Origin of the sequence: Colwellia sp. MB3u-41 (assembly GCF_014076845.1) — a bacterium.
Lineage (GTDB): Bacteria > Pseudomonadota > Gammaproteobacteria > Enterobacterales > Alteromonadaceae > Colwellia_A.
In genome coordinates, this window is the sequence record NZ_JACGUT010000077.1 from 42,128 (window position 1) to 67,283 (window position 25,156).

At 37.8% G+C, this 25,156-nt stretch carries 20 protein-coding genes; 6 read left to right on the top strand and 14 right to left on the bottom strand.

Features of this window, described 5'->3' with window-relative positions; all coding sequences use genetic code 11:
* Positions 1-69: 69 nt before the first annotated feature.
* Entirely contained in the window at positions 70-1,110 is a 1,041-nt protein-coding gene (locus H4J73_RS09415) for a tetratricopeptide repeat protein (RefSeq protein WP_182180346.1), read from the top strand.
* Positions 1,111-1,162: 52 nt separating this feature from the next.
* Here the strand turns inward: H4J73_RS09415 and H4J73_RS09420 are convergent, their stop codons facing one another.
* The 6 genes from H4J73_RS09420 to H4J73_RS09445 form a co-directional block, all read right to left on the bottom strand.
* Complete coding sequence (locus H4J73_RS09420) at positions 1,163-1,594, bottom strand: hypothetical protein (RefSeq protein WP_182180348.1); 432 nt, start codon at positions 1,592-1,594, stop codon at positions 1,163-1,165.
* Positions 1,595-1,857: 263 nt separating this feature from the next.
* Complete coding sequence (locus H4J73_RS09425) at positions 1,858-3,693, bottom strand: M61 family metallopeptidase (protein ID WP_182180350.1); 1,836 nt, start codon at positions 3,691-3,693, stop codon at positions 1,858-1,860.
* Between the two features lie 135 nt (positions 3,694-3,828).
* The gene (gene pip, locus H4J73_RS09430) at positions 3,829-4,773 is read right to left on the bottom strand and encodes a prolyl aminopeptidase (RefSeq protein ID WP_182180352.1); all 945 of its coding nucleotides are present in this window, start codon (positions 4,771-4,773) and stop codon (positions 3,829-3,831) included.
* A 167-nt stretch (positions 4,774-4,940) separates the two neighbouring features.
* A complete protein-coding gene (locus tag H4J73_RS09435; RefSeq protein WP_182180354.1) occupies positions 4,941-5,732 on the bottom strand; it encodes a CPBP family intramembrane glutamic endopeptidase in 792 nt (263 codons plus the stop codon).
* A 172-nt stretch (positions 5,733-5,904) separates the two neighbouring features.
* Positions 5,905-6,120 carry a cysteine-rich CWC family protein gene (locus H4J73_RS09440; protein WP_182223451.1) on the bottom strand — a complete coding sequence of 72 codons (216 nt, stop codon included), beginning with the start codon at positions 6,118-6,120 and terminating at the stop codon, positions 5,905-5,907.
* Positions 6,121-6,211: 91 nt separating this feature from the next.
* Complete coding sequence (locus H4J73_RS09445; RefSeq protein ID WP_259366649.1) at positions 6,212-7,396, bottom strand: NAD(P)/FAD-dependent oxidoreductase; 1,185 nt, start codon at positions 7,394-7,396, stop codon at positions 6,212-6,214.
* 535 nt (positions 7,397-7,931) lie between these two features.
* Between H4J73_RS09445 and H4J73_RS20995 the strand changes: the two genes are divergently transcribed.
* Positions 7,932-8,072: a winged helix-turn-helix domain-containing protein gene (locus tag H4J73_RS20995; RefSeq protein ID WP_404851852.1), complete on the top strand. Its 141-nt coding sequence runs from the start codon at positions 7,932-7,934 to the stop codon at positions 8,070-8,072.
* A 76-nt stretch (positions 8,073-8,148) separates the two neighbouring features.
* On the opposite strand, the gene ftnA is transcribed toward H4J73_RS20995, so the two are convergent.
* The 6 genes from ftnA to H4J73_RS09480 all read right to left on the bottom strand — a co-directional run bounded on the left by ftnA (position 8,149) and on the right by H4J73_RS09480 (position 13,281).
* Entirely contained in the window at positions 8,149-8,676 is a 528-nt protein-coding gene (ftnA, locus tag H4J73_RS09455; RefSeq protein WP_182180358.1) for a non-heme ferritin, read from the bottom strand.
* Between the two features lie 143 nt (positions 8,677-8,819).
* Complete coding sequence (locus H4J73_RS09460; RefSeq protein ID WP_182180360.1) at positions 8,820-9,293, bottom strand: peroxiredoxin; 474 nt, start codon at positions 9,291-9,293, stop codon at positions 8,820-8,822.
* 21 nt (positions 9,294-9,314) lie between these two features.
* On the bottom strand, positions 9,315-9,509 hold the full coding sequence (locus H4J73_RS09465; RefSeq protein ID WP_182180514.1) for a hypothetical protein: 195 nt from the start codon (positions 9,507-9,509) through the stop codon (positions 9,315-9,317).
* 78 nt (positions 9,510-9,587) lie between these two features.
* Entirely contained in the window at positions 9,588-11,534 is a 1,947-nt protein-coding gene (locus tag H4J73_RS09470) for a methyl-accepting chemotaxis protein (protein WP_182180361.1), read from the bottom strand.
* A gap of 239 nt (positions 11,535-11,773) precedes the next feature.
* A complete protein-coding gene (locus H4J73_RS09475) occupies positions 11,774-12,568 on the bottom strand; it encodes a class I SAM-dependent methyltransferase (protein WP_182180363.1) in 795 nt (264 codons plus the stop codon).
* On the bottom strand, positions 12,568-13,281 hold the full coding sequence (locus H4J73_RS09480; RefSeq protein ID WP_182180365.1) for a DNA-3-methyladenine glycosylase I: 714 nt from the start codon (positions 13,279-13,281) through the stop codon (positions 12,568-12,570). Before H4J73_RS09480 ends, H4J73_RS09475 begins: the two co-directional genes overlap by 1 nt.
* A gap of 257 nt (positions 13,282-13,538) precedes the next feature.
* Here H4J73_RS09480 and H4J73_RS09485 point away from each other — a divergent pair, with 257 nt between their 5' ends.
* Together H4J73_RS09485 and H4J73_RS09490 are read left to right on the top strand one after the other, a co-directional pair.
* Positions 13,539-13,967 carry a hypothetical protein gene (locus H4J73_RS09485; protein ID WP_182180367.1) on the top strand — a complete coding sequence of 143 codons (429 nt, stop codon included), beginning with the start codon at positions 13,539-13,541 and terminating at the stop codon, positions 13,965-13,967.
* 249 nt (positions 13,968-14,216) lie between these two features.
* A complete protein-coding gene (locus H4J73_RS09490; protein WP_182180369.1) occupies positions 14,217-14,471 on the top strand; it encodes a S24/S26 family peptidase in 255 nt (84 codons plus the stop codon).
* A gap of 47 nt (positions 14,472-14,518) precedes the next feature.
* Here H4J73_RS09490 and prlC read toward each other — a convergent pair whose 3' ends face one another.
* On the bottom strand, positions 14,519-16,564 hold the full coding sequence (prlC, locus tag H4J73_RS09495) for an oligopeptidase A (protein ID WP_182180371.1): 2,046 nt from the start codon (positions 16,562-16,564) through the stop codon (positions 14,519-14,521).
* 322 nt (positions 16,565-16,886) lie between these two features.
* Here prlC and H4J73_RS09500 point away from each other — a divergent pair, with 322 nt between their 5' ends.
* The gene (locus H4J73_RS09500) at positions 16,887-21,419 is read left to right on the top strand and encodes an EAL domain-containing protein (RefSeq protein ID WP_182180373.1); all 4,533 of its coding nucleotides are present in this window, start codon (positions 16,887-16,889) and stop codon (positions 21,417-21,419) included.
* A 70-nt stretch (positions 21,420-21,489) separates the two neighbouring features.
* A complete protein-coding gene (gorA, locus tag H4J73_RS09505) occupies positions 21,490-22,845 on the top strand; it encodes a glutathione-disulfide reductase (RefSeq protein WP_182180375.1) in 1,356 nt (451 codons plus the stop codon).
* A gap of 97 nt (positions 22,846-22,942) precedes the next feature.
* Here the strand turns inward: gorA and H4J73_RS09510 are convergent, their stop codons facing one another.
* Positions 22,943-24,970, bottom strand: a complete 2,028-nt coding sequence (locus H4J73_RS09510) for a methyl-accepting chemotaxis protein (RefSeq protein WP_182180377.1) — start codon at positions 24,968-24,970, stop codon at positions 22,943-22,945.
* Between the last annotated feature and the right edge of the window lie 186 nt (positions 24,971-25,156).

The following is a 25,156-nucleotide window of genomic DNA, read 5'->3' on the forward strand; positions in this document are numbered from 1 at the left end:
CGTAATTAATGCTTGTATGATTTTTATACCAATGGTATAAGAAATAATGGAATAAAAAAAGAGTATAAAATGGAATACAGTGAATCAATAATTGAAGGCCATATAATCAATGAGTTAACTTGTCCTGATTGTGGTTGTAAGCATCATCAGGTGAAAGGGGTGATTAAATATGCCTTCTTTTTTATTGAAAGTATTCCTTTTTATCCTGTTAAAAAAACCACGGTTATTCAATGCCAGCAATGTTGGAGCAAAGCTGATGTGAATGTTTTGCCAAAACAGCGGATAAAAGAGTTATCGAAAAATCTATTTCCTGCTTGGCGACTGATCAGCAAATTCTTAGGTTCGCTCTTAACAATAATGCTCTTAGGTTATTTAATACAGGGAGAAGTTGAGAAACATCAATTGTCTAATCAGTTTATTGAAAACCCCGCGGTTAATGATTTTTATCATGTTGATTTTCGTTATCTTTCTAGTGAATTACGACCCAATGAAAAATACCGTATTGGGAAGATTACTGATATTACCGGTGATATAGCAACCGTGGTCTATAGCCGATTGTTTTATCGCATGCAGCATGGTGCAGATGAAAGTATTAGAGTGGGTCATGTTACCCATTTCAGTTTTTTCTCAAGAAAAAAATATCACTACAGCTTCGCTGAACTAACAAAAATGCGTGCACAAGGCGCTATTTATCGTGTTGAAAGACCCGTTAATAACAGATTACGCGGCATGCTTTTGGTAACCACTACAAAGCGTTTTTTAAGCAGTACTTACTTCCCCGGCGCAAGACAGAACAATTCAGGCTTAGCTTTTTTAGAAGCAAGTTATATAGATAACCATATTGAATTAGCCTTCGAGAAATTTAGTATCTCAGCTGAAAGAGGCTATAAGCTTGGACAAGTTAACTTAGCTGAACTTTACATCACCGGTAAGCATGGAGAAAAAGATTTAAACCAAGCTTTATTTTGGTTACAAGAGGCTGCAGTGCAAGACTATCAGCCTGCTATAGATAAATATCTGATTGTTTGCCAGCAAGTGGCACAGTGCAGTAAAAGAGACTTTATCAACCTATTGTCAGAGCAAGGTGTGAATTTTCATGTAGGCAGGTAACACCTCGTTAAGGAGCTAGCCTACAGAGGTTATTTTTATGAGAAACTTCGCGCTATGTAAATATGTTTTTTAAGCGGCTAAGCAGCGTTCCTTCATTAGCAGAAGGTTCACTATATTCGTAAGGTGAATCTAACACAGCCAAGCGTAGTGAATATGTGCCGCCATGTCCCCAAGGCCACCACAACGCTATAATTGCTGGTGTTGAATCGGTAGCAGGACGCGCTAAAACAAGTTGATCTTTATTGAGTTTAATTAATGGACCTAAGTGTTCTTTAATTTCTTGTGGCGCTTTTTTTACCGTTTTTTTACTCCATTCGTGTTCAAATTGCTGGCGAACCGCAACAAGGGTTTTGTCTTTTTTATCACGAGAAAATTCAGATAGCATAGCGGAGAATCTATCTTCCCAGCGCCATGTTAATTGGTCGCCTAACAGAGGAATGATTGGGTGGGTAAACTCTTTGATTTTTTCTTGGGAATATGACACAAAAATTCCTATAAAAGATGCTTTAAAATAAAATAGCTTTCAGCATAACAACAAATTATGGCTGATATGTTACAACTGATTCGCTACAAAAACAAAGTCTTTATTGCTAATGATTATCATTTGTAGCAGATAAGATATAAAGATGTTAAATAATAAAATCACAATAAGTAATTGAAAGAAGTAACGTTAATAAATAGGTTAACGTTACTTCTTTAATAGCGACCGGCAAATAGTGTATAAATTTATTTACTCTTGTTGGTGTTTTATTCAGCCTTGTCTGCGCCAATCCATGCGAATAAAAATGCTTTTTGTGACGCAGTTAATTCATCATCAGTTAACGTTTCTACATTCAGCTTTGGGTCTTCAATAAAAGTGATGGTGGTTGACAGTTTTTCACCCCGTTGAATATATTCAATGGTGGTGTCTTCACCCGGTTTAAATTGCGCTAATGCGCTTGTCCACTCATTTGTGTTACGAATAGCTCTGCGGCCCAGCTTAACAATTTGGTCACTTCGTTCAAGGCCAGCTTTATAAAGTGGAGAACCTATTTTTACCGGTTTAGAAATCATCGCAGCTTCACCGTTAAAGTTAAATTTAACCTGACCTAAAAAAGCTTTATCTGGGTTGGCATGGGTTATTGTTAATCCAGCGTTGCTTAACAGCGCCGCGTAATCTGGTTTAACTTGCCCTTGAATATGTTGTTCAAAGAATTGCTGAGCAAATGCTTGGTTATTTAATAAAGCGGCTAATGTGCTTTGTAAATCTTCACGTGTGTAAGGAATTTCAGGCTTTCCAAAATCCACCCACATTTTTCTCATAAAATCGTCGAGAGATTTTTCTGGAAATTGTTCGCGAATAGACAAATCTAGTGCCAAGGCCATAGCGCGCCCATAACGGTAATAACTGAAAAAGATATTACTAAAATTGGTTTTATCAATAGAGGTGCCAGCATCAGTAAACGTTGCCAGCATGCTTGCACCTTCAGGTGTAAAGAACTTACGTCCTGGTACTTGGTCAACCTGATTAACAATATCAGAAACAATGGTTAAGTATTCATCAATCGTTGATTCTTGCGCTCTGCGGATCATTAACTTGTCGTAATAAGAGGTAAAGCCTTCAGCAAACCATAAGTTAGTGGTCATATTAGGCGCACTAAAATTAAAAGGTTCGAGTGCTTTAGGTCTCATGCGCTCAACATTCCATGCATGAAAAAACTCGTGCGATAAGGTACCTATTTGCGAGAAATCACCTTCATCTAATGATTTGCTATTAGTGAGAATTGTTGAGTTTCTATGCTCCATTCCATCGCCATTTACGTGGGGTAAATAACAGGCAATAAAAGTGTATTCTCCGTAATCAAAAGCAGGTAATTCACCATAAACTTTAATTTGTTCGGCGACTACAGCTTTAGCTTGACGGGTAAATTCAACTAAATCTTCCTCTAGACCATTGTGATGCACAGCTAAGTTAATTTGGTAATCTTTACCACTTGAGTGAACAGTCCAACTTTTTACTTGATGGTCACTAAGTTCTGTTGGGCTGTCCATAAAATAGGCTAAGTTGGGGGCCGTGAAGGTATATTTATCTTGAGTTTTTTGTAGCTGAGTGGCCACTTTCCATGTTGAACTAAAAGGTTCAAAGGTGACTTTTATAGGACGCTTCTCATGGTTTGATGCCCACATAAACGTAGCAGGAATATTCAAGTGAGCATGTGTTCTGTCTATTTGAGCATAAGTACCATCAGCGCGGTCACCAAATAAGGTGTACGTTACAGTTACCTCACCATCGTGATTGTCGATTGCCCACTGATAAGGGTTAGGTCGCGTAATCTCTAAGGGCTCGCCCATACTGTTTACAGCAGTCACGTTATAAACGTTTTTAGCAAATTCATGTAAAGCATAGCGCCCTGGAGAGGTGCGGCTCATTTGAACGGTCAAAACTTGGCTTTCAATTTCTGGAAAGGTTACCGAAATTCGCGCTTCATGATGAACCGCGTTTTCGAAAGTCACTTTATAATGTGTAACGTTGTCTTTAACAGGTAATGAGTGACTTGAAAAAGCCACTATTAATGCTAAAAGAACTGTGGGGGCAATTCTCATTTTTTAATCCTAAGCGTTTTATATTGTATAATTATTGGCTTAGTGTAGAGAATTATTACTATTTTTTATAGCAGTACTTTTTATAACGTTAAGGTCAGTAATGGTCAATATTCAAAAAGCTACCGTAAAATCATATTATAGGCTTAACATTTTTTGGGTTGCGTTAATTAATTGATGTTTGGTTTCAGGCTCAATTGAAGCATGGCCCGACGTTGTACTAAATAAGACTGAACGAGGGAGTTGTTGATGTAAGAGCCAAGCATTATCAAAAGGACAAATAATATCGTAACGACCATGGATAATAGCCATAGGAATATCTTGAATTTTATCACAGTTTTCCAGTATTTGGTTTTCAGTTAGAAAACAGCCATGCACCATATAATGGGCTTCATGACGAGATAAGGTCCAACATGAATCATCGCCAGTAAGTGCTGCAACAAATTCTTCGTTAGGCTTTAGGGTACAACAACGAATTTCCCATTTAGCCCAGGCCTGCGCTACTTTCTCTGCGGCAACCTTATCGCTTCCTATCATAATGTCGTACGCTGTTTTAGCACTGGTTTGGCTTTCACCATCAGGTAGTGCACTAAGGTACTCTTGCCAGTAGTCAGGAAATATTCGTGTAGCGCCACCGCCTTCAAATGCCCATCGGGTATCCTCGGTACGACCTAAAAATATACCGCGCAACACCAGGCTTATTACCGAATCCGGGTGCGTTTGCGCATAAACTAAAGCGAGTGTTGAGCCCCAAGAACCACCAAAAACATGCCATTTTTTAATGGTTAAATGCTGGCGTATTTTCTCGATATCGGCGACTAATAAATCAGTTTCATTATTGTCTAAACTGCCAAAAGGTAATGAACGCCCACAGCCACGTTGGTCAAATAAAATAATATGGTATTTTTCTGGGTCAAAAAAACGTCGATCATTGGCTGAACATCCAGCTCCTGGCCCACCATGGATAAAAACAACGGGTTGGCCATCGGGATTACCGCATTGCTCTACATACAACTGGTGCGTGTTACCAACGGGTAATAAAAAGTGATCAAACGGCGTGATTTCTGGATAAAGTTCGTTCATTGCTACGCTCTTATTTAATTATGTGATGAATTCATCTCACAAGGCTTCATTTGGCATGCCTAATTGAGCCTTGTGAACTATTGTCTTACGGTATGATCTTTTCACACCTGGCTTTTTTTAAGTTAGGCTATTGGATTATTATTTTCTTATTATTATCAATAGCTTAATTATTCCATAAACAAGTACATATCTACACTGGAATATAAATTATTGATAAAGTGTAAGTAAATCGGTAAATAAATACCGCCACTAAGGTAGCGAGATACCCCAAAAATAATCGCTAAAGGAAATAACACCATCAATATTGTTAAATCATACTGACCCGCATGAATCAGCGTAAATAAGATACTCGTAATAATAATGGTCGCAATAACGCCTAACGGTGAGTTTGCTAATCCTTTAAAGAGAAAACCACGAAAAACAAGTTCTTCAAAAATAGGTGCAGCAATCACTACGGCAATAAATAATAAAAACAGATAATCAGTGCTGTTATAAATATTGATCATACTTTGTGGTGTTTTTATATCGAGGGCGTTTGATGCAAAGTATGAAAATATAAAATAGCCCAATATGGCGAGATTAAACTTAATGAATTGAGTTTTACTGGGCAGTTTATCAAAACCTAAGTAAGCCGGCGCCGTGGTTACTTTTTTTCGATTGGCAAAATGAAAGATAATAGGCGATAAACATAAGGCCGTGACAAGATAATTAATGGCATTAAAGTCGCCATCAAGCGCTAACTTTTGGCCTATGCCTGCTCCAAATACTTGAACGCTTTCTAAACTAACACCTGATGTGGTGGCCTCTATCCATGTGCCTACGGCAAGAGACATCATTGATATAATAAAGTATAAGATGAAAAGCAGTGCGGTTAACCCTAACGTTGCTTTAGCACTCCATGGCTGGGTTGGTGCAATGAAGGTTGTCTTTATTTGAGTTGCATCGGTAACGATAGACATTAATCTTTCCTTGTTTTTGATTGTTATTAGGGAAGTGATACAAGTATAGTAAACAGTATGATTAGCAATAAAAACACCCCAAAATTTAGGCGCCTAAATGAGCGTTTAAAATACCTAATCAGGTTAAAAGTAACAAGCGCTTATACAAAATGATCAGTGATTAAGGTGTTATTTAAAGTAATATAAAGCTATCTTTTTGAGCTAAGTTGAATTTTTTAATGCACGCTTGGCAAATGCAGCTTTTACCTTTTTCTGCATCGGGTACTCCTTGAATTAATGCGCTAGGCACTTTTTCGAGAGTACACCAACAAGGCTTTGTGGTATTACTTACACCACATAAATTCTGATTATTACAAAGTGGACAGTAGGGTTGATTGCTTGCTTGCATTATTCATTTACTCATTATAGGACGAGTGATTGTGCGCTGAGCCGCAGACTCAGCAAGATATTATTTATATTAGCGGCTTTATTGCGTTTGATTAAGTGACCACCAAACCTGTCGCTACACCTTGAGCCCAGCACGCTTGAAAATTATAGCCACCCAACCAACCGGTTACGTCAATTACTTCACCGATAAAATATAACCCTTCACTCTTCTTTGCTGCAAAGGTTTTGGAAGATAGCTCGTCAGTGTCGACGCCGCCAAGGGTAACTTCTGCCGTTCGATAACCTTCTGTACCGTTAGGTTTTATTTGCCATTGGTGCATAAAGGGATGAAGTGCTTGAATTTCTGCATGACTGAGTTGATTAACTGCTTTGTCGGGGATATCTTTACTCTCAATTAAGCACTCAATAAATCGCTTGGGTAGTATGGTTGCGAGTAAGTTTTTTATCGATTTTTGTGCTTGATGCTGGCGCCAATCAGCGATTATCTCACTTAGGTTGTGATCAGGTAATAGGTTAATGGTGACTGCTTGGCCTGCTTGCCAAAAAGACGATATTTGTAAAATAGCAGGTCCAGATAAACCTCGATGCGTAAATAAAATATTTTCTTTAAAGCTGTCGCCACTATCACTAGACACTTCAGTAAGAATGCTTATGCCAGACAATCCGTCAAAACGCGCTTTATCGTGGTCATGCAGGGTAAAAGGCACTAATGCTGCGGTTGTAGGTAAAACCTTTAAGCCAAATTGTTCTGCTATTTTATAGCCAATTGGGCTCGCGCCAAGTTTTGGCATGGTTAAGCCACCCGAAGCAACCACTAAAGAAGTACAGGTATAACTCGTTTCGGTTGTATTTACTTGGTAACCACTTTCAGTTTTTGTAACTGAAAGCACCTCATTACGCATTTTTACTTCTACACCTGCCCAGTCGCATTCGGTCATCAAAACATCAACAATATCTTTTGCACTGTCGTCACAAAATAATTGCCCTAACGTTTTATGGTGATAATTTACGCCGTGACGCTCAACGAGCTCAATAAAGTCTTGTGCTGAATAACGACTTAACGCTGATTTTATAAAATGCGGGTTTTGACAAATATAGTTTTCAGCACGGGCATTTTCATTAGTGAAATTACAACGTCCGCCACCGCTAATGAGTATTTTACGGCCAGGCTTTTTGCCCATATCAACCACTACCACTTTTTTACCGCGATAACCGGCAGTTGCCGCGCACATTAAACCTGCTGCACCGGCACCAATAACTAATACGTCAATTTGCAAAGTATTTTCCTATAATTTTAAGTTGAACTTTATTTGTCATGCTCATTATATATTGAATAGCTGAGGTATTACACGAGATGTTACTTAAACAAAAATGACCAAGATAAAGAAGTGCAAAGATTGTCTAAAGGTAAGAACTAATTTGTAACAAGTGACTCTATTGCTCTCGATACTGCCAACATTTTCACTGGTGATATTTGAACTGCCCATGAAGCAGTGATAACAATAAAGAGTTAGGTGAGTTAATGAATATTCAAAAGTATATACATCGTATAAATAGTATGAAATTTTTAATAGTAATGACTGAAGTTGATAATACTGCTCCTACTGGCTATAAAGTTAGCTTCTTTGATCAAACACTATAATGCCTTCCTCGCAGAGAATAGTGATTGATGGCGTTGAAATATTGTTCGGTAGGCGAGAAGTTTATTGCAGCAATCAGGCAGTAGTGCTTACAGGATTAGAATTTAATTTACTTTGGTTATTAATGAATGATTTTCCTAATATTGTGTCTCGCTAAAGTATTGCCAAGCACATTTTTAATCGCAGCCTTGATGAATCTAACCGAAGTATCAATATGCACATTTTAACGATTAGGAAAAAACTACAGATTAACTCTGAGCATTCACATATAAAGTCTTTTCGTAGCGAAGGATACGTGTTTTTACCTCACTGAACTTAAAAAACTATAAAGATAACTTATAAAAAAGGCTTCAAACTGAAGCCTTTTTTGATGTTTTTATTGATTGTTATTAAACAGGAGCGCCAGTCATGATGCTTGTTGTACCCGTTTTAGCCATTTCTGCTAAATCTTTATCAACAAAGAATAACGCATGACCGTCGTGGCCAACCAAGTTAATTTTATCTAAAACACTTTTAAATAAAGTTTCTTCTTCGTGTTGCTCTGCGACATACCACTGCAAGAAGTTAAACGTTGAATAATCTTGGTTTGTAAATGCCTGATGCGCTAATGTATTGATACGTTCAGTAATGTGGCATTCATGCTTGTATGTTTTTTCAAATATGTCAGCTAATGACTCAAATTCATGTGGTGGTGACTCAATCGTACCGATGATAGGTAACGCGCCAGTTTCACTTACGTAAGTGAATAAACGTGTCATGTGGTCCATTTCTTCTGCCGCATGTTTACGCATAAATGTTGCGGCACCCTCAAAGCCTTTTTCTTCACACCAAGCACTCATTTGTAAGTACAAGTTTGACGAGTAAAACTCTAAGTTTATTTGATTATTTAGTTGTTTGACCATTTCAGGTTTTAACATGATGGTGCCTCATTAAGAAATATGAGTGAATTTTGCCTGTTCTGTGCGTGTGTTACAAGCTAAAAAGTATGATTTTTCATAATAAATAAATTTAAAACATATAAAAAACAATATGATAACTAACACAAATCATTATCATTAACTTATAGCGTTTTCAAAATAGCTTCAGCTTTACTGACTTCAAATTCTTTAGGTTTTTCAACATGTAAATTAATAACGATGCCATTTTCAATGACCATGGCATAACGTTGAGAACGTAAGCCACCAAAGCCAGCTGTTTCCATACTTAAACCTAGTGCTTTCGTGTAGCTACCGTCACCATCGGCAAGCATCATAATATTTTCGGCATTTTGTGCTTCACCCCAAGCATTCATCACAAAGGCATCGTTTACCGATAAACAAATAATGGCGTCAACACCTTTGGTTTTTAATTCGTCAGCTGATACAACATAACCGGGTAAGTGAGCGGCTGAACATGTTGGTGTGAAAGCGCCAGGTACCGCAAATAACACCACTTTTTTGTTGGCAAAAAGTTCATTGGTCTTGTGGGTGATCATATTCCCATTTTTTAGCTCTGATAACTCACCTGATGGCATGGATTTATTTTCTTGAATCATAAAATTCTCTTATTTTAAGGGTTAACTCGGTGGATGGTTTAGAGGAAGCGTTATCGCTTTACATAAAAAACCTTTATCGTGTGCAGAACGTGCACAATCTTTGCAGATAAAACGCGGCTTATCAACAATGTGCGCAAGCTCATGAAGACTTTTTTCTATGTCTTTTTTTTTCCATTTACAAAGTGCTTTTGCCATAAATGTCTCAAAAAATCTCATTACTACACTTATTTTAGAAGATAGAACGCAGAGATGCATCTATTTATCGGTAAATATAACTAAAATAACTATTTAACGTTAGGCTCTTTTATCGAGGGTTAAACCAATATCACTGACATGGTTATTCACATCAATAGAGATGATATTAGCCAGTTGTTGAGAGTTACTCACTTCTTCATCAACATTACTCATTGCTTGTTCAAACGCAATAAAGTGCTGGCGTTGCAATGTTATTTGCGTGAGAGAGTCTTGGGCGACGGTGGCTGATATTTTTGCTTGGCCAGTAACTTCTAAAGCCGTTTCTTGTAATTGGTCGGCAATTGTTTTTTGGTTGTACGACGCTTTTTCAATATCGATAATTGTTTTTTCAATCGAGTTACTTGCACTTTGTAGCTGATCTAAACGTTGAGATATTTGTTTAAGCGAATCTTGAGTTTTACCGGCAAGTTGCCTCACTTCATCAGCAACAACCGAGAAGCCTCTGCCGTGTTCACCTGCTCTTGCTGCCTCAATAGCGGCGTTTAACGCCAATAAATTCGTTTGATCCGCAATTGCGCCAATAACGTCAACTATCGAGGTTACACTGTCAACAGATTGAAAAAGTGAGGTTATCGCGGTTTTACTTTGCTGTGCAGCCATACTGGTTGAATCGCTTGCGGCGAGCACTTGTGCAACTCGGCTTTGACTTGTTTCCATTGCCTGTTGCGTCGCTTGTGCGTTGTTCACTACCTGCTCAGACAATGCATTTACCGTTTCAGTCGCTTGGCCTAATGCATTCATAATTTCGCGAGCACCTTGCACATGCGTGCTGGTACTCTTTGATGATTGATAAATATTTTTAACTTGGCTCTCCATCGTTGTTAATGCTTTAGCCACTAAATCAAGTTGTTGTGCTTTTGCTTTGTCATCTTGTGCAAGTTTATTCACCATTTTATTGAAGCTTGAAGATATTTCGCCCAATTCAGTTTTTTCTGGAATATCCGTAATGTTATCAACCTTTCCTTGTTCAACGAGTTGCACAAAACCGTTTCTTAATTTACGTAATGGATTCAAAATTACGCTGCGTTGCAACCAGTAATTGGCGACTAAAAAACAGATTAAAAAGGACAGCAAACCAATAACTATTCGATAAAGTTGCTGATTCAACACCTGTTGTTTCTTCAATATTTCTGTTTCAGCGATAAGAATAATATCTTCTAATGCGGTAACATTTTGTTTGAGCAGTGCTAAGCCAGCGGTGCGCTGATTCTGTGAATTTAGGGTGTTTTCAAACTCACTTTGATAACGATTAATGAGTGAATTGAGTTCATCAATCGCTTCTTCACTGATGTCTTCTTTGTCATCATCATTGGAAAAAAAGTCGTCTTCATCGGTATTACTGTCGCTTTCAAGAAAAATAGCCAATAAAGGATAATTTGTTAATTGTTGATGCCGTTGTGCTAATTCTTGTAACGCATTTTTAAAGCCGGTGTCGCTAATATTTTGACTAAGAAACAACTTTTCACGTGTGTTGATTAAATGGTTTAATGCGCGAGCAATATTGCTCATCGTTACTAAATAATTTATACGTTGCTGTTCGTCTAACGCCTCACTTTCAGCGGCATATTTTATCAGCGAGTGAGTAATAGCGACCATGTTCTGTTCACTGTTACGAAGCAAAGCGAGTGGGTTGCCACTTAACTTACCCATGGCACGATACTTTGTTTCAATATTTTTATTAAGTTTGCCCGCTTCTTCGGTAATGTTATGGCTTAAGTTACCAATATCTAAGCTTGTTGAGCGTGTAATTATTTTGTTAAGTTGCTCTTGTGCGGTATTGAGCAGGCTGGCATCACCGGTTTGTAGATAGGTTGCAATGGTGCGATAAAACTTCACAGTGGTTAACGTTTTCAATGCATGATATTCGGCGTACTGGTTTCTACTTGATGTAAGAGAAGTGCCAACATGATACATCGTTGCAACGAATATAATGGCAAAAATACTGATGGCAATAACAGACAGTCGTGAAAAACTTGAAACTCGCATAGTCAATCCTTGAAGGGTATTCACAGATAAATTAATGCCGATTCTTACTGATCTTTGTTGCGGTTTTATGACAAGAGTTTATTGAGCAAGTATGCAGTGTGTTGTGGTTAAATCTGATTGATTTTAACTTAATAGGCTAAATAAACGGCAAGCCAAGAGAAAGTCGTTTCGTGGGCTTGCGCAAACATGGCATAGTCCGTTAGTTCATATTAACGACTGTTTAAACGCAGGATATAAGGTTAATTGTTTTTAGGTATGGCCTGATTTACATAAACATCAAAACGATTTTTTTTCATTTTTATACTGGTTGAAGGCGTTTTGTTATTTAAGGGTGGCGCATAACTTGGACGCTTAACTACAACACGATATTTCGCTAATTTCAATGCCGGTTCAAGCAAATCATCTGCATCTAAGTCTTCACCAACGAGTGATTGAAATACGCGCATTTCTTTTTTTACTGCGGCTGACTTTTCTCGATGAGGGTACATCGGGTCAAGATAAATGACATCGGGCTGTTGGGTGAATGCTAATTCTTCAATCGTGGCCGCATGAACAAGTGACATCCGATTGGCAATATCACTAACCTCACTATTTAATTTAGCGCGTTCAAGACCATTTTCCAATAATGCAGCAACAATGGGCATGCGCTCTTTCATGGTGACTGTGCAGCCTAAGGTAGCCAATACAAAAGAATCTCGTCCTAAGCCTGCGGTAGCGTCTAGTACATGTGGGGTAAAACCATGTTTTAGTCCAATCGCTTTAGCAATGTCTTGGCCGCGTCCACCACCAAATTTTCGTCGATGGGCAACGGCGCCATCAACAAAATCAACTTTAATACCACCGAGTTTGGGTTCATCAAGTTTGATCAGTTCCAACTGCTGAAAATTTACCTGTAGTAAAAACAGTAATTGAGGGTGTGTAGTGGCTGAAGCGCTGTGGCCTATATAGGCTAGCTGCCATTTTTTAGCAATTTTTTTAGCTAAATCAACATCGGTTTTATCAACGTAACCTACGGCTATTGTAGATATATCCATTAATCAAACTCTACTTGAACATTGTTATCGCCGGTTGCATAGGCAACTAAGCGGCTGAGTTGACTCAGTGATAAGTCGCATTCACTTTGCCATTGATTGAAAGCGGTTTGAATAGCGGCTAAGCTTTTTTTACTTTGCAGTCCGCCATCAATTATTTTTTTCGCACGAAAATAAGCTTCAATGTCACGGGTTAGTAAAAAGGTATCTTTACCAATCGCCCGTAAAGCATAAGGTCCTGTATTACCGCCTAAACGTTGACCATTTTTTTTCAAGTAATCCCATAAACCAATCATGTTATTACTTGGCCATGACGCAATAAACTCAGCAAAACTATGGTGTGGGCTATCATCGCTATGTATTTCATCAAACATCATGTGTGCGTTCGCTTGAATAGTTTTTACTTTGTTGAAATTACGAATAATTCGAGCATCAGCCGCTTTACGTTCTTGCATTTCTTCGGGCATCATCAGTATTTTTGTCAGATCAAAATTAAAAAACATTTCTTCAAAGTTTGGCCATTTATTTTCGACCACCCGCCAAACAAAACCACTCTGAAAAATTTTTTTAGTGAAGGCTGACAAAATTCTATCATCACCTAGTTTGGCGACTAAATTATCTTGTTGAGTATCACCTAGTAATAGGTTTAGCACAGCAGCACCGCCTTTACGTTCTGCGGCACGTTGGTATAGAGAGTCGAATTTTTCTAAAGACATAAATATTCTATTTAAGTTGCGATTACTTTTATGGGGGAAAATATTAACACAGTGAAAGTAAAAGGTGGAAAGCAAGTTACCGTTAATTACCTTATGGAGGCTACTTTATTTTTCAGATGAGAAAATAATGGGGGACAGCATAAAATACTCCTTGAAGATCTAATTGAGAATGATTATCATTAAGCTTGATTGGTGGTTAACCACCAGAAATACCGGTTAATGCAGTTTACACTTATTTATACGGGGAAGGAAAAACTATGCGGGAATGGCAACGTTTATTGAGTAACGGTAATGAATTTTTTGATAATGAAAAATGGGTACAAGCGGAATGTTGCTATAAAGAAGCAGCTTCATATCTTGATGATTTATGGTCAGTGGATACCATGAATATTGAATTACTCATGGCATGGATAGGGACTTATCATAATCTAGCGGTACTCTATGAAACAAAAGGTAATCCCCAAGTTTCGTTAGAATATCTGCTAATTCCACATCATCGTATGTTAGCACTGAGTCAAAATGGTCAACAATGTGATGACATGCAACTTATCGCATTAAAAGCACTACAATTGACTTTTATGCCCGTACTGTTGTTTTCACGAAAATATTCAATTTGTAAAGAGTGCCAAAAAGGATTAAAAGAATTTAAAGCGCAACTTGATGAAAACCAAGGGACTGTCCATTAACGGGATGTCTGCTATAAAATAAGTAAAGGAGGGGGGGACTATGCTATATCACTTAATTAAAAAGCTCGATAATAAAGTTCATTTCCCCACTGTGGTGGCGCATTGTGGTATTTCTTCTAAAAGTTATGAGCCACTATTAGTAGAACCAACCTTTGTGGCTCAATGTGCTTATTCGCCAAATTTAGCGCGCTCTACACTAAATACATGACGTTTTTAGGCTTTAAAATTTGGAAAGTCACTGGACATAGTATGTTTCCGCGTACCCCTGAATATAGCTATGTGTTGGTGTGTCACTGGTGGATGTACCTACAGATAAAACCAGAACAAACGATATTGGTTCATCATCGTCAATACTGGGTGATCATAAAAACGGTGGCATTAATTGATGGCAATGGCTTTATTTGGTGTAAAGGTGAAAACTTATCGAGTATTGCTGTTGAGCAGTTTGGTCCGGTGAGCCGAAGCCAAATTATAGGACGGGTACTGAGTGTATTCAAAAAGTGAGTTCTCTTTAAATACACTCAGTGTTTTACGTTAACTGACTGCGTTATTTATCCTTTAATACCACAGTGGCGAAGTAAAGCATCGATCTTAGGCTCACGACCACGGAAAGCTTTAAATAATACACTCGGTTCTTGTGACCCACCTTTTTCTAATATATTAGTGAGAAAGTCTTTACCTACTTGTGCATTAAAAATCCCTTCTTCTTCAAAACGGCTAAAGGCGTCAGCGGATAATACTTCTGCCCATTTGTAGCTGTAGTAACCTGCAGAGTACCCCCCCCCAAAAATATGGCCAAAACTGTGTTGAAAGCGATTAAAGTCAGCCGCTTTCACTACCGAGTATTCTTCACGAACTTTATTTAAAGTCTGCTGAATATAGGCGGTATTTTCTTGTTCAGGTTGATAATCTCTATGCATTTTGAAATCAAAAATACTGAATTCTAACTGACGTAACATTTGCATCGCCGATTGATAATTTTTTGCCGCTAGCATTTTATCAAGCATTTCTTGTGGCAGTGGTTCACCTGTTTCATAGTGACCTGAAATAAAGGCTAATGCCTCTGGTTGCCAGCACCAGTTTTCTAAAAATTGGCTCGGTAATTCTACTGCATCCCAAGGAACACCATCGATACCTGAAACACCGCTCGTATTAACTTGTGTCAGCATATGGTGAATACCATGACCAAATTCGTGGAATAAAGTCACCACTTCGTCATGGGTAAAGAGGGCAGGTTTATTACCAATAGGCTTATTGAAGTTACACGTAAGGTAAGCAACAGGGTATTGAATGTTACCGTTGGTTAATTCTCGACGACTTTTACAATCGTCCATCCATGCGCCACCACGCTTATGGGCACGAGCGTATAGATCTAAATAAAAGCGACCACGTAAATTATTATTACTGTCGAATACTTCAAAAAACTTCACATCTTTGTGCCAAGTATCAATGTTAGCTATTTCATTGATCTGTAGTCCAAATAAACGTTTAACAACTTCAAATAAGCCAGACACTACTTTTTTTTCTGGAAAGTAAGGACGACATTCTTCGTCTGAAATAGCGTAACGGCTTTGCTTTAATTTTTCACTGTAGTAAGGCAAATCCCATGCTTGTAGGTCTGTTTCATTAAATTCTGTTTTCGCGAATGCTTTAACTTCATTTAAATCTTGTTGGCCTTGTGCCTTTGATTTTACGGCGAGATTTTCTAAGAAGCCTAAAACTTCATCGGTTGATGAGGCCATTTTTGTGGCAATAGATTTTTCAGAAAAGTTATTGAAACCCAATAATTGTGCTAATTCATGACGTAGTTTTAACAATTCGTTCATGATGTCGCTGTTGTCAAATTCGCCAGCGCTTGGACCTTGGTCTGATGCGCGGGTAACAAAGCCACGATAGAGCTGTTCACGTAATTTTGCATTACTCGAATACATCATAACGGGTAAATAACTTGGAATATCTAAGGTAAACAACCAACCTTGTTTTGCTTGTTCTTTTGCCAATTCAGCAGCGGCTTCTATAGCACTGTCAGGTAAACCAGCGAGTTCGTTTTTATCGGTAATATTAACGCTATAAGCATGTGTTGCATCAAGTAGGTTATTGCCAAAAGTAGAGCTTAATTCTGATAAACGGGTAACAATTTCACCGTAGCGTTTTTTGTTTTCATTATTTAAGGCAATACCTGACAATTTAAAATCACGCAACGCATTATCAACCACTTTCTTTTGAGCAATGTTCAATTGCTGATATTCGTCGCTAGCAGCGAGTTGCTGATAGGCTTGATATAACTCTTGGTGTTGACCCACAAAAGTACCGTATTCAGATAAAAGTGGTAAGCATGATTCGTATGCTTCACGTAATTCGTCACTATTAACAACGGAATTCATGTGGGATACCGGCGACCACAGCTTACTTAACGTATCGTCAGCTTCGTCCGTAGGCATGATTAAATTAGCCCAAGTAAAGGTTTTTTCTTCAAGCACTGCTGCAATCACTTTTTTGCATTCTGCTATCGCATGCTCAACAGCAGGCTTAATATGTTCAGGCTTTATTTGAGAAAACTGGGGTAAATCTGAAACTGTTAATAATGGATTGCTCATAATGCGGTCTTCTTTATTAAATGATGATCTAGATGTAAGACCTTAAGAGGAGAGATTCAAGGTGTAGCGCTTTTTGTTTTCAATCTATTTTACTTAAAATTGATCACCTTAAAAAAATAAATGCTACTGTCTATGTTAATACGGTGTTTGTTATTGTTAATTATGCTCTTTATTTACCATTTTAGTTTGGATAAATATTTATTTTAATTGTATTTTACTTATACTAAAAGTATATGATTTGTCTTCGTCGTGAGTTTCTTGAGGTGTTATGTTTCGTTTTTTTACTGTGAATTCCTTATATTCACTTTTTTTACTGTACGCTATGCTTTTTACAAATACGGCACAAGCACAAGCAAAGGTGAATCATTTATATTTAGAAAACTTGTCAGTTGAGCATGGCTTGTCTCAAGGTTCGGTTAAAACTATTTTTCAAGATGATGAAGGTTTTATTTGGGTAGGCACTGAAAGTGGTTTGAATATGTATGACGGTTATAGCTTTCGAACTTTACCTGGGCCAGATAATGATTTTGACCATTATGAAACGTATCGGATTATTCAAGATAAGGACAAACTACTTTGGTTGAACATCGTTGATAAAGGGCTATATACCTATAATAAAAAAACAGATGTTTACCAAAAAATTCTAGAAACAGACCCAATAAATAAAGATTATTATATAGCTGATATGGTCGAGGGCAACAATAATGAATTTTTTATTGCTAGTGCAAAAACTATCATCGTGTATAACAAAATATCTCAAAAAAGTACGCGTCTATTAGATTTATCAAATGAGCTTGCTACGGTTAATAATATTTTCGAAATAGTGTTACACCAAAATATCTTATATATTGCGACACGTGTTGGTGTTTTTGCGCTGAATATTGACACTAAAGCATGGAAAAAGTTACCTGCCGTCACGTCGACTGAAATTAGTTCAGAGAGCTTTAGTGCTGTCGGTGCAAATAAAGTATACAACCTGAATATTAGTGCAACCAATGATCTTTATTTAGGGACAGACCATGGTGTTTATAGCTTAGCCATTAATAAAGTGAATAATTATTTAGCAGGCGACTTTCAATTGCCTGCCTATAAAGTGATCACTGATGCAGTGTCAAGTTGGCAGCTTTATGCTGATGGCGATAATTTATACCAAGGCAGTCACTTAGGATTATCAGTCATTAATACCACCACCGACACCACCGAATTTCTTTTCTCATTTAATGAATTTTTTGACCATATTAAAAGCAATGATGTTATTTCTATTTTGAAAGACAAACGAGGTTCTTTTTGGTTAGGTTCTAGGGCAACGGGTCTGTATAAGTGGGATCCTAAGCGGAGCTTAATCAGTAATTACGGTTACAAAAAAGACAATGCAAAGAGTCTGACAGATAATGTTATTTGGTTTATTACCGCATTACGTAGTGATCCTGAGCAGCTATGGGTGGGTACAAGAAATGGGCTTAATTTACTTGATACGCGTAACAAAAAAACATTGCACTATTTAACAACAAATAACCCAAAAAACACTTTCAATATTAGCTATATATATGGTGTCTATGAAGATTTACAGCAACGTTTATGGATTTCTACTGCAAAAGGCGTGGTGTTATTTGATATAGAAAGTAAAAAACTCATTGATATTCCGTACAACGATAACGTGAAAGAACTCCTTGCGTTAGAGCAGTATTCTTTCTTTTATGATCGATATAATACGTTGTGGAGTATTACAGAAAAAGGTGTCAATCGTATTTCACTGGCAACGGGAATTATTGACCCGCTTGATGAGATGAGCGAAAAAATAGCAGAAGACAAAATCTTCAATATTCTAGGCTATTTACCTAATAGTGACAAAATGCTTTTTGCTACCAATAATTCACTATGGTTTTTTGACCTAGAAAATCGCACAAATACACTTTTATATCAAAATCTTAATATTAAAGAAACAGAGTGGACCTATATAGAAAGCTTAGCCTTTGATAAAAAAGGCATGCTTTGGTTTAGTTTTTCAGGCAAAGGGCTTGTTGGTCTAGACAGTAAAACGTACGAACAAAAATACTTTTACCACAAAGGTAATTCTATTGTCGGCAATCATATCTATGGTTTATTGGTAGACCCAGAAGGTGACCTTTGGTATGCCAGTCATAATGGCATTTATATGATAGATATTGAAACACACCATATTCGTAACTTCGGTATCAGTGACGGATTAATTGGCAGAGAGTTTAATAGTAGCGCTTTTTATCAAATGGCTAATCAAAATTTTGCTTACGGTGCGATGAATGGCTTAAGTATTTTTAATCCCCTTAGCTTAAAGAAGAAAAATTATGAAGATCAGCTTAGTGTTCATGCTACTAATATTGATGTGTTATCACGTGATTTAGCTTTGCCTTTTGTGCTGAGTAATGGTGATACCGTTCAGTTAAATTATGATGATGTGGGTATTCGTATTGATTTCTCGCCATTAACTTACAACAGCACGAATAACATCCTGTTTGAATATAAGTTGCAAGGTGCTGATAACATAAGTTATCCATTAACCGCTGAAAATCATATTACTTTTTCGAGCTTATCTTCAGGGGCGCATTCGCTAATAGTGCGTATTCAATCAACTGAAACTAAAAAATATTCTGACGCTTTTGTTATTAACTTTGTGGTGAAATATGCTTTTTTGTCTTCGCCGTTAGCTTATTTAGTTTATATTGTGTTCTTGTTGATTGTATTTATGCTGTGGTATGCAAAACGCCAACAAAATACGCGCTTATTACTTGCCGCCCATGAAGAGGTCAAATACCGAGAAAATAGATTGCAGCTGGCATTAACCGGTAGTAATAGTGAAGTGTGGGATTGGCAAAGTGATGATAACTTAATGTTCGCTAAACGCGCCTCTGAAGAATTAGGTTATAGCGACCTTAAATATTCTTATAGCCTTAATAAGCATTTGTCGTTAATTCACAAAGATGAACGTGAATTGTTTCATTCACGATGGTTACAATTTTTGGCTGCAGCTGATATTAAGACTAGCTTCTCATGTAGTTACCGAATGAAAAAATCCAATGGTCAGTGGCTGTGGTTTAAAGATCTTGGAAAAATTGTGGCAACTGACACCAAAGGTAGGCCAACCAGAATTACCGGCGCATATACCAATATTACCCAGTCGTTAGCCGACGCCGAACGTGCTCACTTCTATGGTGAAGCTTTTAAGAAAACTAAAGATTGGGTCTTAATTATTAGTGACAACTTTAGTCGGGTAATCGCGAATGAATCATTACGACAGGCCTTTGCTTGGCGTGAGGAAGAATTTGCCTTTGATGCCAAGGTGTTTGGCCTAACCGACGAGCGTTTTGATTTTTATAAGACCTTATTTACCCATTTAAAGTCGGGTGATGACTGGCGAGGTGAAGAGCTCATAAAAACGAAGGCTGGCGAAGAATTTCATGTTATTTTAACCGTCAGTGCCAGCCTTAATGAGTCAACCAATAGTATTTATTTTGTGTGTATTTTTACTGATATTTCCGCGCAAAAACATGCAGAAAAAGAGCTGCGCTATTTAGCTAATTATGACTATTTAACGGATTTACCTAATCGTGCATTACTGCTTGACAGAATAAAACATGCGATGGACTATTCTGCTCGTATGTCAGAGTCGATTGCTTTGTTTTTTATTGATCTAGACCGTTTTAAGCAAGTTAATGATTCATTAGGGCATGATTGTGGTGATTTGCTATTACAAGAAGTGACTAAGCGCTTAAAAGCAGTACTAAGGGTTGATGATACTATTGCTCGTATTGGCGGTGATGAGTTTGTTGTGCTTTTAGAGTCTTTTCGCGGTCATGGCCAACTGGGGCGCATTGCACAGAAAGTTATTACAGCGATTGGTGAACCGGTAACATTAAATGGCAATACCATTAGTGTGGGTGCTAGTATCGGCATTGCTCTTTTTCCTGAAGATGCTAAAAATAGTGATGAGCTCATTCGTCACGCTGATGTCGCTATGTACCATTCTAAACAACTGGGTCGTAATACCTTTCAATTTTATACGCCACGTATGAATGTTGAAGCAAGTGAGCGTTTACATGCAGAATCTACACTTAAGCTCGCTTTTGAAAACAATGAGTTTATTAACCACTACCAACCCATTGTTGATTCATACCAAGGTAAGGCCATAGGTGCAGAGTTATTATTGCGTTGGCAAAGCGGAGATAATCTTATTTCACCTGATGCGTTTATTCCACTTTCAGAAGACCTCGGGTTGATCATCCCTATGACCGAAGACGCAATCTTACGCGGTGTCATAGATTTGAAAAAATGGCGAGCTATTCGTCCTAATATGTACTTATCGATTAATCTGTCTGTTCAGCATTTCCTTGAAGACAATTTAATTCCTTATTTGAAAAGTATTTTACAAACGCATAATTTATCCGCTGAAGCACTTAAGTTTGAAGTCACTGAAAGTATGCTTATTTCTGATCCAGATAAAGCAATATCTACAATGAAAGCGCTTGATAAACTAGGTGTGGTACTTGCTTTGGATGATTTTGGTACCGGTTACTCATCATTATCTTATTTAAAAAAATTGCCTTTGAAAATTTTAAAAATTGACCGGAGCTTTGTTTCGGGGATCGGTATTAACTCTGCTGATGAAGCCATTGTAGCGGCTACTTTAGTATTGGCCAAAAATTTGAAAATGGTTTGCATCGCTGAAGGTGTAGAAAATGAAATACAGCTGAAATTTTTAGGCGAGAAGCACTGTCATCTCATTCAAGGCTATTTGTATAGCAAGGCTGTTGAAAGTGCTAAAATAGAACAATACTTACAAGCTAATGTCATCGGCATAAAAGTTAACAAACCAGAATAGATAAGCGGCTTGAATAACGTTAGGTTTAGCCGCATATATTATTAGATACTCTTTTTCTAGGAACAAAAACATGACTCAACATTTTGACTTTCTTGCTATTGGTGCAGGAAGTGGCGGTATTGCTTCTGCAAATCGCGCAGCAAAACACGGTAAAAAAGCAGCGGTAATTGAAGCGAAGAAAATTGGTGGTACGTGTGTAAATGTGGGCTGTGTACCGAAAAAAGCTATGTGGTACGCAGGACAAATTGCCGATGCACTGCATTATTCTGCCGATTATGGCTTTAAAGCGCCGTTGCAAGGTTTTGACTGGGGAACGTTAGTAAAAAATAGAGAAGCTTATATAGAACGTATTCATGCAGCTTATGCACGTGGCTTTGCGAGTAACGGTGTTACTGTCATTAATGGTTTTGCCAAATTTATTAATAAAAATACCGTAGAAGTTAATGGTGAGCAAATTACAGCTGACCACATTGTTATTGCCACAGGCGGCCGTCCGAGCATTCCAAGTATTGAAGGTGCAGAGTATGGCATCGATTCTGACGGCTTTTTTGCATTAACTGAGCAACCTCAAAGTGTTGCGGTTGTGGGGGCGGGTTATATTGCGGTAGAGCTTGCTGGCGTATTTCATGCTTTAGGCACTACGTCGCATTTATTAGTGCGTAAAGAAAAGCCACTGCGTAGTTTTGACGATATGCTGAGTGATACGTTAGTTGAGCAAATGGCAAAACACGGCCCAACACTTCATACCCACAGTATTCCAACGCGTGTTGAAAAACATGATAACGGGCAGCTGACGGTACATTTAGAAAACAGTCAATCGGTAGGGCCAGTTGATGCGTTAATTTGGGCAATAGGCCGAGAACCTGCGACAGATAATATTAACTTAGAGGCTGCGGGTGTAGAAATGAATGACCGTGGTTTTATTTCTACTGATAAATACCAAAACACCAATGTTGATGGGATATATGCGGTAGGTGATAACACCGGCCGTGCTCAGTTAACACCTGTAGCGGTTGCTGCTGGCCGTCGATTATGTGAACGTTTATTTAACGATAAACCTGATGAGCATTTAGATTATTCAAATATTGCAACGGTCGTGTTTAGCCATCCAGTTATTGGTACGGTTGGTTTATCAGAAAAAGAGGCGATTGCAGAGTACGGTGAAGCACAAGTTAACGTTTATAATTCTCAGTTCACTGCTCTATATCAGGCGATGACTGAAGATTATCGTGATCCTACGCGTATGAAGCTTATTTGTATCGGAAAAGAAGAAAAAATAGTGGGCATTCATAGCATCGGCTTTGGTAGTGATGAGTTGTTACAAGGTTTTGCGGTAGCCATGAAAATGGGAGCAACGAAAGCAGACTTTGATAATACTATCGCGATACATCCAACCAGTGCAGAAGAATTTGTTACGATGAATTAATTGAACCGCTGCAATTAATATCCATATTAGCGTCATCTGAGATTATCGCATGATGACGCTCTATAAAAGTGTACTCCTGTCGCAAATACCTACTCGCTTAAAGTGTAAACCGTTCTACCGAGCTTGTCAGCGAATGAGCCAGGTTACTCACATCTTCACTTCTTTTGTGCATATTGCTGGCTTCACTTGCATTTTTACTTGCTGCATCGGCTGTGTCATTCATTGTTTGTTCTATTTGTTCACTATAAACCAATTGTTCCTCTGCCGCCGTTGTGATGCTTTTACTCATTGAGTCAATAGCTTTGAGCGTTTCTTCAATTTGGTTAATGGCATGGCTCAATTGCTGACTTTGGTCAACACACTCACTGGCTTGTGTTTGGCCTTCAGAAATAGCCTTAACCGCAATAGACGTGTCTTTTTGTAAATTATTAATCATCACTTGTATTTCAGCCGTTGATGCTTGAGTGCGAGAAGCTAATGATCTTACTTCATCTGCGACCACTGAAAACCCACGACCTTGTTCTCCTGCTCGAGCGGCTTCAATAGCAGCATTTAAGGCCAGTAAGTTTGTTTGCTCAGCAATGCCCCCAATCGTATCTAAAATGCTACCTATGCTGCGGCTATGCTGGCTAAGTAATTCCATTACTTCAACAGACTCACTCAATCGAGTGGATAATTTTTTAATACGGAGGCTATTATCATTAGCAATACTATTAATGTCTTGGCTACGTTTTGAGGCTTCAGTGACGTGGCTTGCGGTGATATCTGCTTCATCTTTTACCCTATTTGAACTGGCAAACATTTGTTCGGTAAGCTGTTTGGCATTATCTATTCGGGTTATTTGTTGAGTGGCAGAGGCTGAAATAAATTGGCTTTGTTTGTTGGTCAGCCCCGCAGATTCATCAAGCGAGTGTGCATCTTCATTAATCGTGTTGAGCAAGTGAGTAAGATCATCTGACAACTTATTAATATTAGTAATAAGTACGCCAAATTCATCATCACTGCGTTTCTCCATGCGTTTTGAGAGATTACCACTGGCGATTAATGCCAAGGCTTTGTTTACTGCCCGTAATGGACCAATCATCGCTTTAGTGGTGACATAAGTAATAAAGCTCGCCATAACAATAAAGATTAACGCTAAAACTATTGCCAATGTTTTACCTGTTTGAATTTCTTCCTGCGCATTATTTTGAAAGTGAACAAAACGTTTATTGGCGAGTAGTACTAGTTCATCAAGTTTAACATAGGTTAAGTTATAATATTTTGTGGCTGCCAAGTAAGCTTCTTTGGCTTGATATTTTAAGTCTATTGTTTGTAATTGTAACTGGTATAAGCGACCTGGTTTATCTAGTGACTGTTGTATAACTGTAAAGTTGTTTCTGAAATTTTCTAGCACATCATCTGCCTTAAGGGGTTCAGCTTGATTTACTAAATAAGTAAAATTAGTCTCTATATTATTGACTAAAAAAACCATGTCCTCTTGATGCTTAGTCACTAAGTCAGTTAATTCAATGCGATTAAGTCCAGACATGGTATTGCCTAAAGTATAAAGAGAATCATCAATACGTGTACCAGTTCCTATCACTTCATCGAGTAATTTTTCTTGTCCTGTTGCTTCTATTATTTCTAAATCAAGCATTTGTGTGCTTGCCTTATACCGTGCATCTTCAAAGGCCTCAAAGTCACTTTGAAAGCTTACTGTTGCTTTATGGTGTTCTGTTTTCGCCAAAAACATTGCTTCAATATATGTTGTGTACTGCTGATATTGCATTTGCGCCTGCTTAAGGGCTAATTGCATTTTTGCTTGATCTGTTACTTTCAGGCTTAATAACCGCACAGTTTGTTGGTAATTTTCTTGGAGTAGACCAAATTGTTTTAAGCTTTCTTTTAGCTCATCAGTATCGGACTGGGTATAAGCAACCGCAGCTTGCTTCATCATTTTCAATAATTGGACTTGCAAGGTTCCACTTTGGTTCTGCACCGGCACTGCCAATGTTTCAACATTATTATTCGCGTCAGATATTTTATTTAATGAATAATAAAAGAAGCTACTCGCGGTTAATAATAATAGTCCGATTGTAGTAAAGCCAAATATGATTTTTTGTTTTATTGTAAGATTCAGCACTAATCAAGCCTTTTAATATGGTTGTTCATCCTTTGAGTGTAATCCTTTATTTACTTAATGTAATACAGATAAGTACTTTTATTAAAAATGTCTAAATAAAATGCGTTACCAAAAATCAATTAAATATAATAATAAGGCGACCTACGGGTCAAAAAGATATCCATTCCTTCTTCGTAATAACAATAG

Excerpts from the sequence above, each read along its gene's own strand:
- H4J73_RS09415 (WP_182180346.1), top strand. The coding sequence starts at position 70 with ATGGAATACAGTGAATCAATAATTGAAGGCCATATAATCAATGAGTTA.
- H4J73_RS09425 (WP_182180350.1), bottom strand. The coding sequence starts at position 3,693 with ATGAGAATTGCCCCCACAGTTCTTTTAGCATTAATAGTGGCTTTTTCA.
- pip (WP_182180352.1), bottom strand. The coding sequence starts at position 4,773 with ATGAACGAACTTTATCCAGAAATCACGCCGTTTGATCACTTTTTATTA.
- H4J73_RS09435 (WP_182180354.1), bottom strand. The coding sequence starts at position 5,732 with ATGTCTATCGTTACCGATGCAACTCAAATAAAGACAACCTTCATTGCA.
- H4J73_RS09440 (WP_182223451.1), bottom strand. The coding sequence starts at position 6,120 with ATGCAAGCAAGCAATCAACCCTACTGTCCACTTTGTAATAATCAGAAT.
- ftnA (WP_182180358.1), bottom strand. The coding sequence starts at position 8,676 with ATGTTAAAACCTGAAATGGTCAAACAACTAAATAATCAAATAAACTTA.
- H4J73_RS09460 (WP_182180360.1), bottom strand. The coding sequence starts at position 9,293 with ATGATTCAAGAAAATAAATCCATGCCATCAGGTGAGTTATCAGAGCTA.
- H4J73_RS09465 (WP_182180514.1), bottom strand. The coding sequence starts at position 9,509 with ATGAGATTTTTTGAGACATTTATGGCAAAAGCACTTTGTAAATGGAAA.
- H4J73_RS09470 (WP_182180361.1), bottom strand. The coding sequence starts at position 11,534 with ATGCGAGTTTCAAGTTTTTCACGACTGTCTGTTATTGCCATCAGTATT.
- H4J73_RS09475 (WP_182180363.1), bottom strand. The coding sequence starts at position 12,568 with ATGGATATATCTACAATAGCCGTAGGTTACGTTGATAAAACCGATGTT.
- H4J73_RS09480 (WP_182180365.1), bottom strand. The coding sequence starts at position 13,281 with ATGTCTTTAGAAAAATTCGACTCTCTATACCAACGTGCCGCAGAACGT.
- H4J73_RS09485 (WP_182180367.1), top strand. The coding sequence starts at position 13,539 with ATGCGGGAATGGCAACGTTTATTGAGTAACGGTAATGAATTTTTTGAT.
- H4J73_RS09490 (WP_182180369.1), top strand. The coding sequence starts at position 14,217 with ATGTTTCCGCGTACCCCTGAATATAGCTATGTGTTGGTGTGTCACTGG.
- prlC (WP_182180371.1), bottom strand. The coding sequence starts at position 16,564 with ATGAGCAATCCATTATTAACAGTTTCAGATTTACCCCAGTTTTCTCAA.
- H4J73_RS09500 (WP_182180373.1), top strand. The coding sequence starts at position 16,887 with ATGCTTTTTACAAATACGGCACAAGCACAAGCAAAGGTGAATCATTTA.
- gorA (WP_182180375.1), top strand. The coding sequence starts at position 21,490 with ATGACTCAACATTTTGACTTTCTTGCTATTGGTGCAGGAAGTGGCGGT.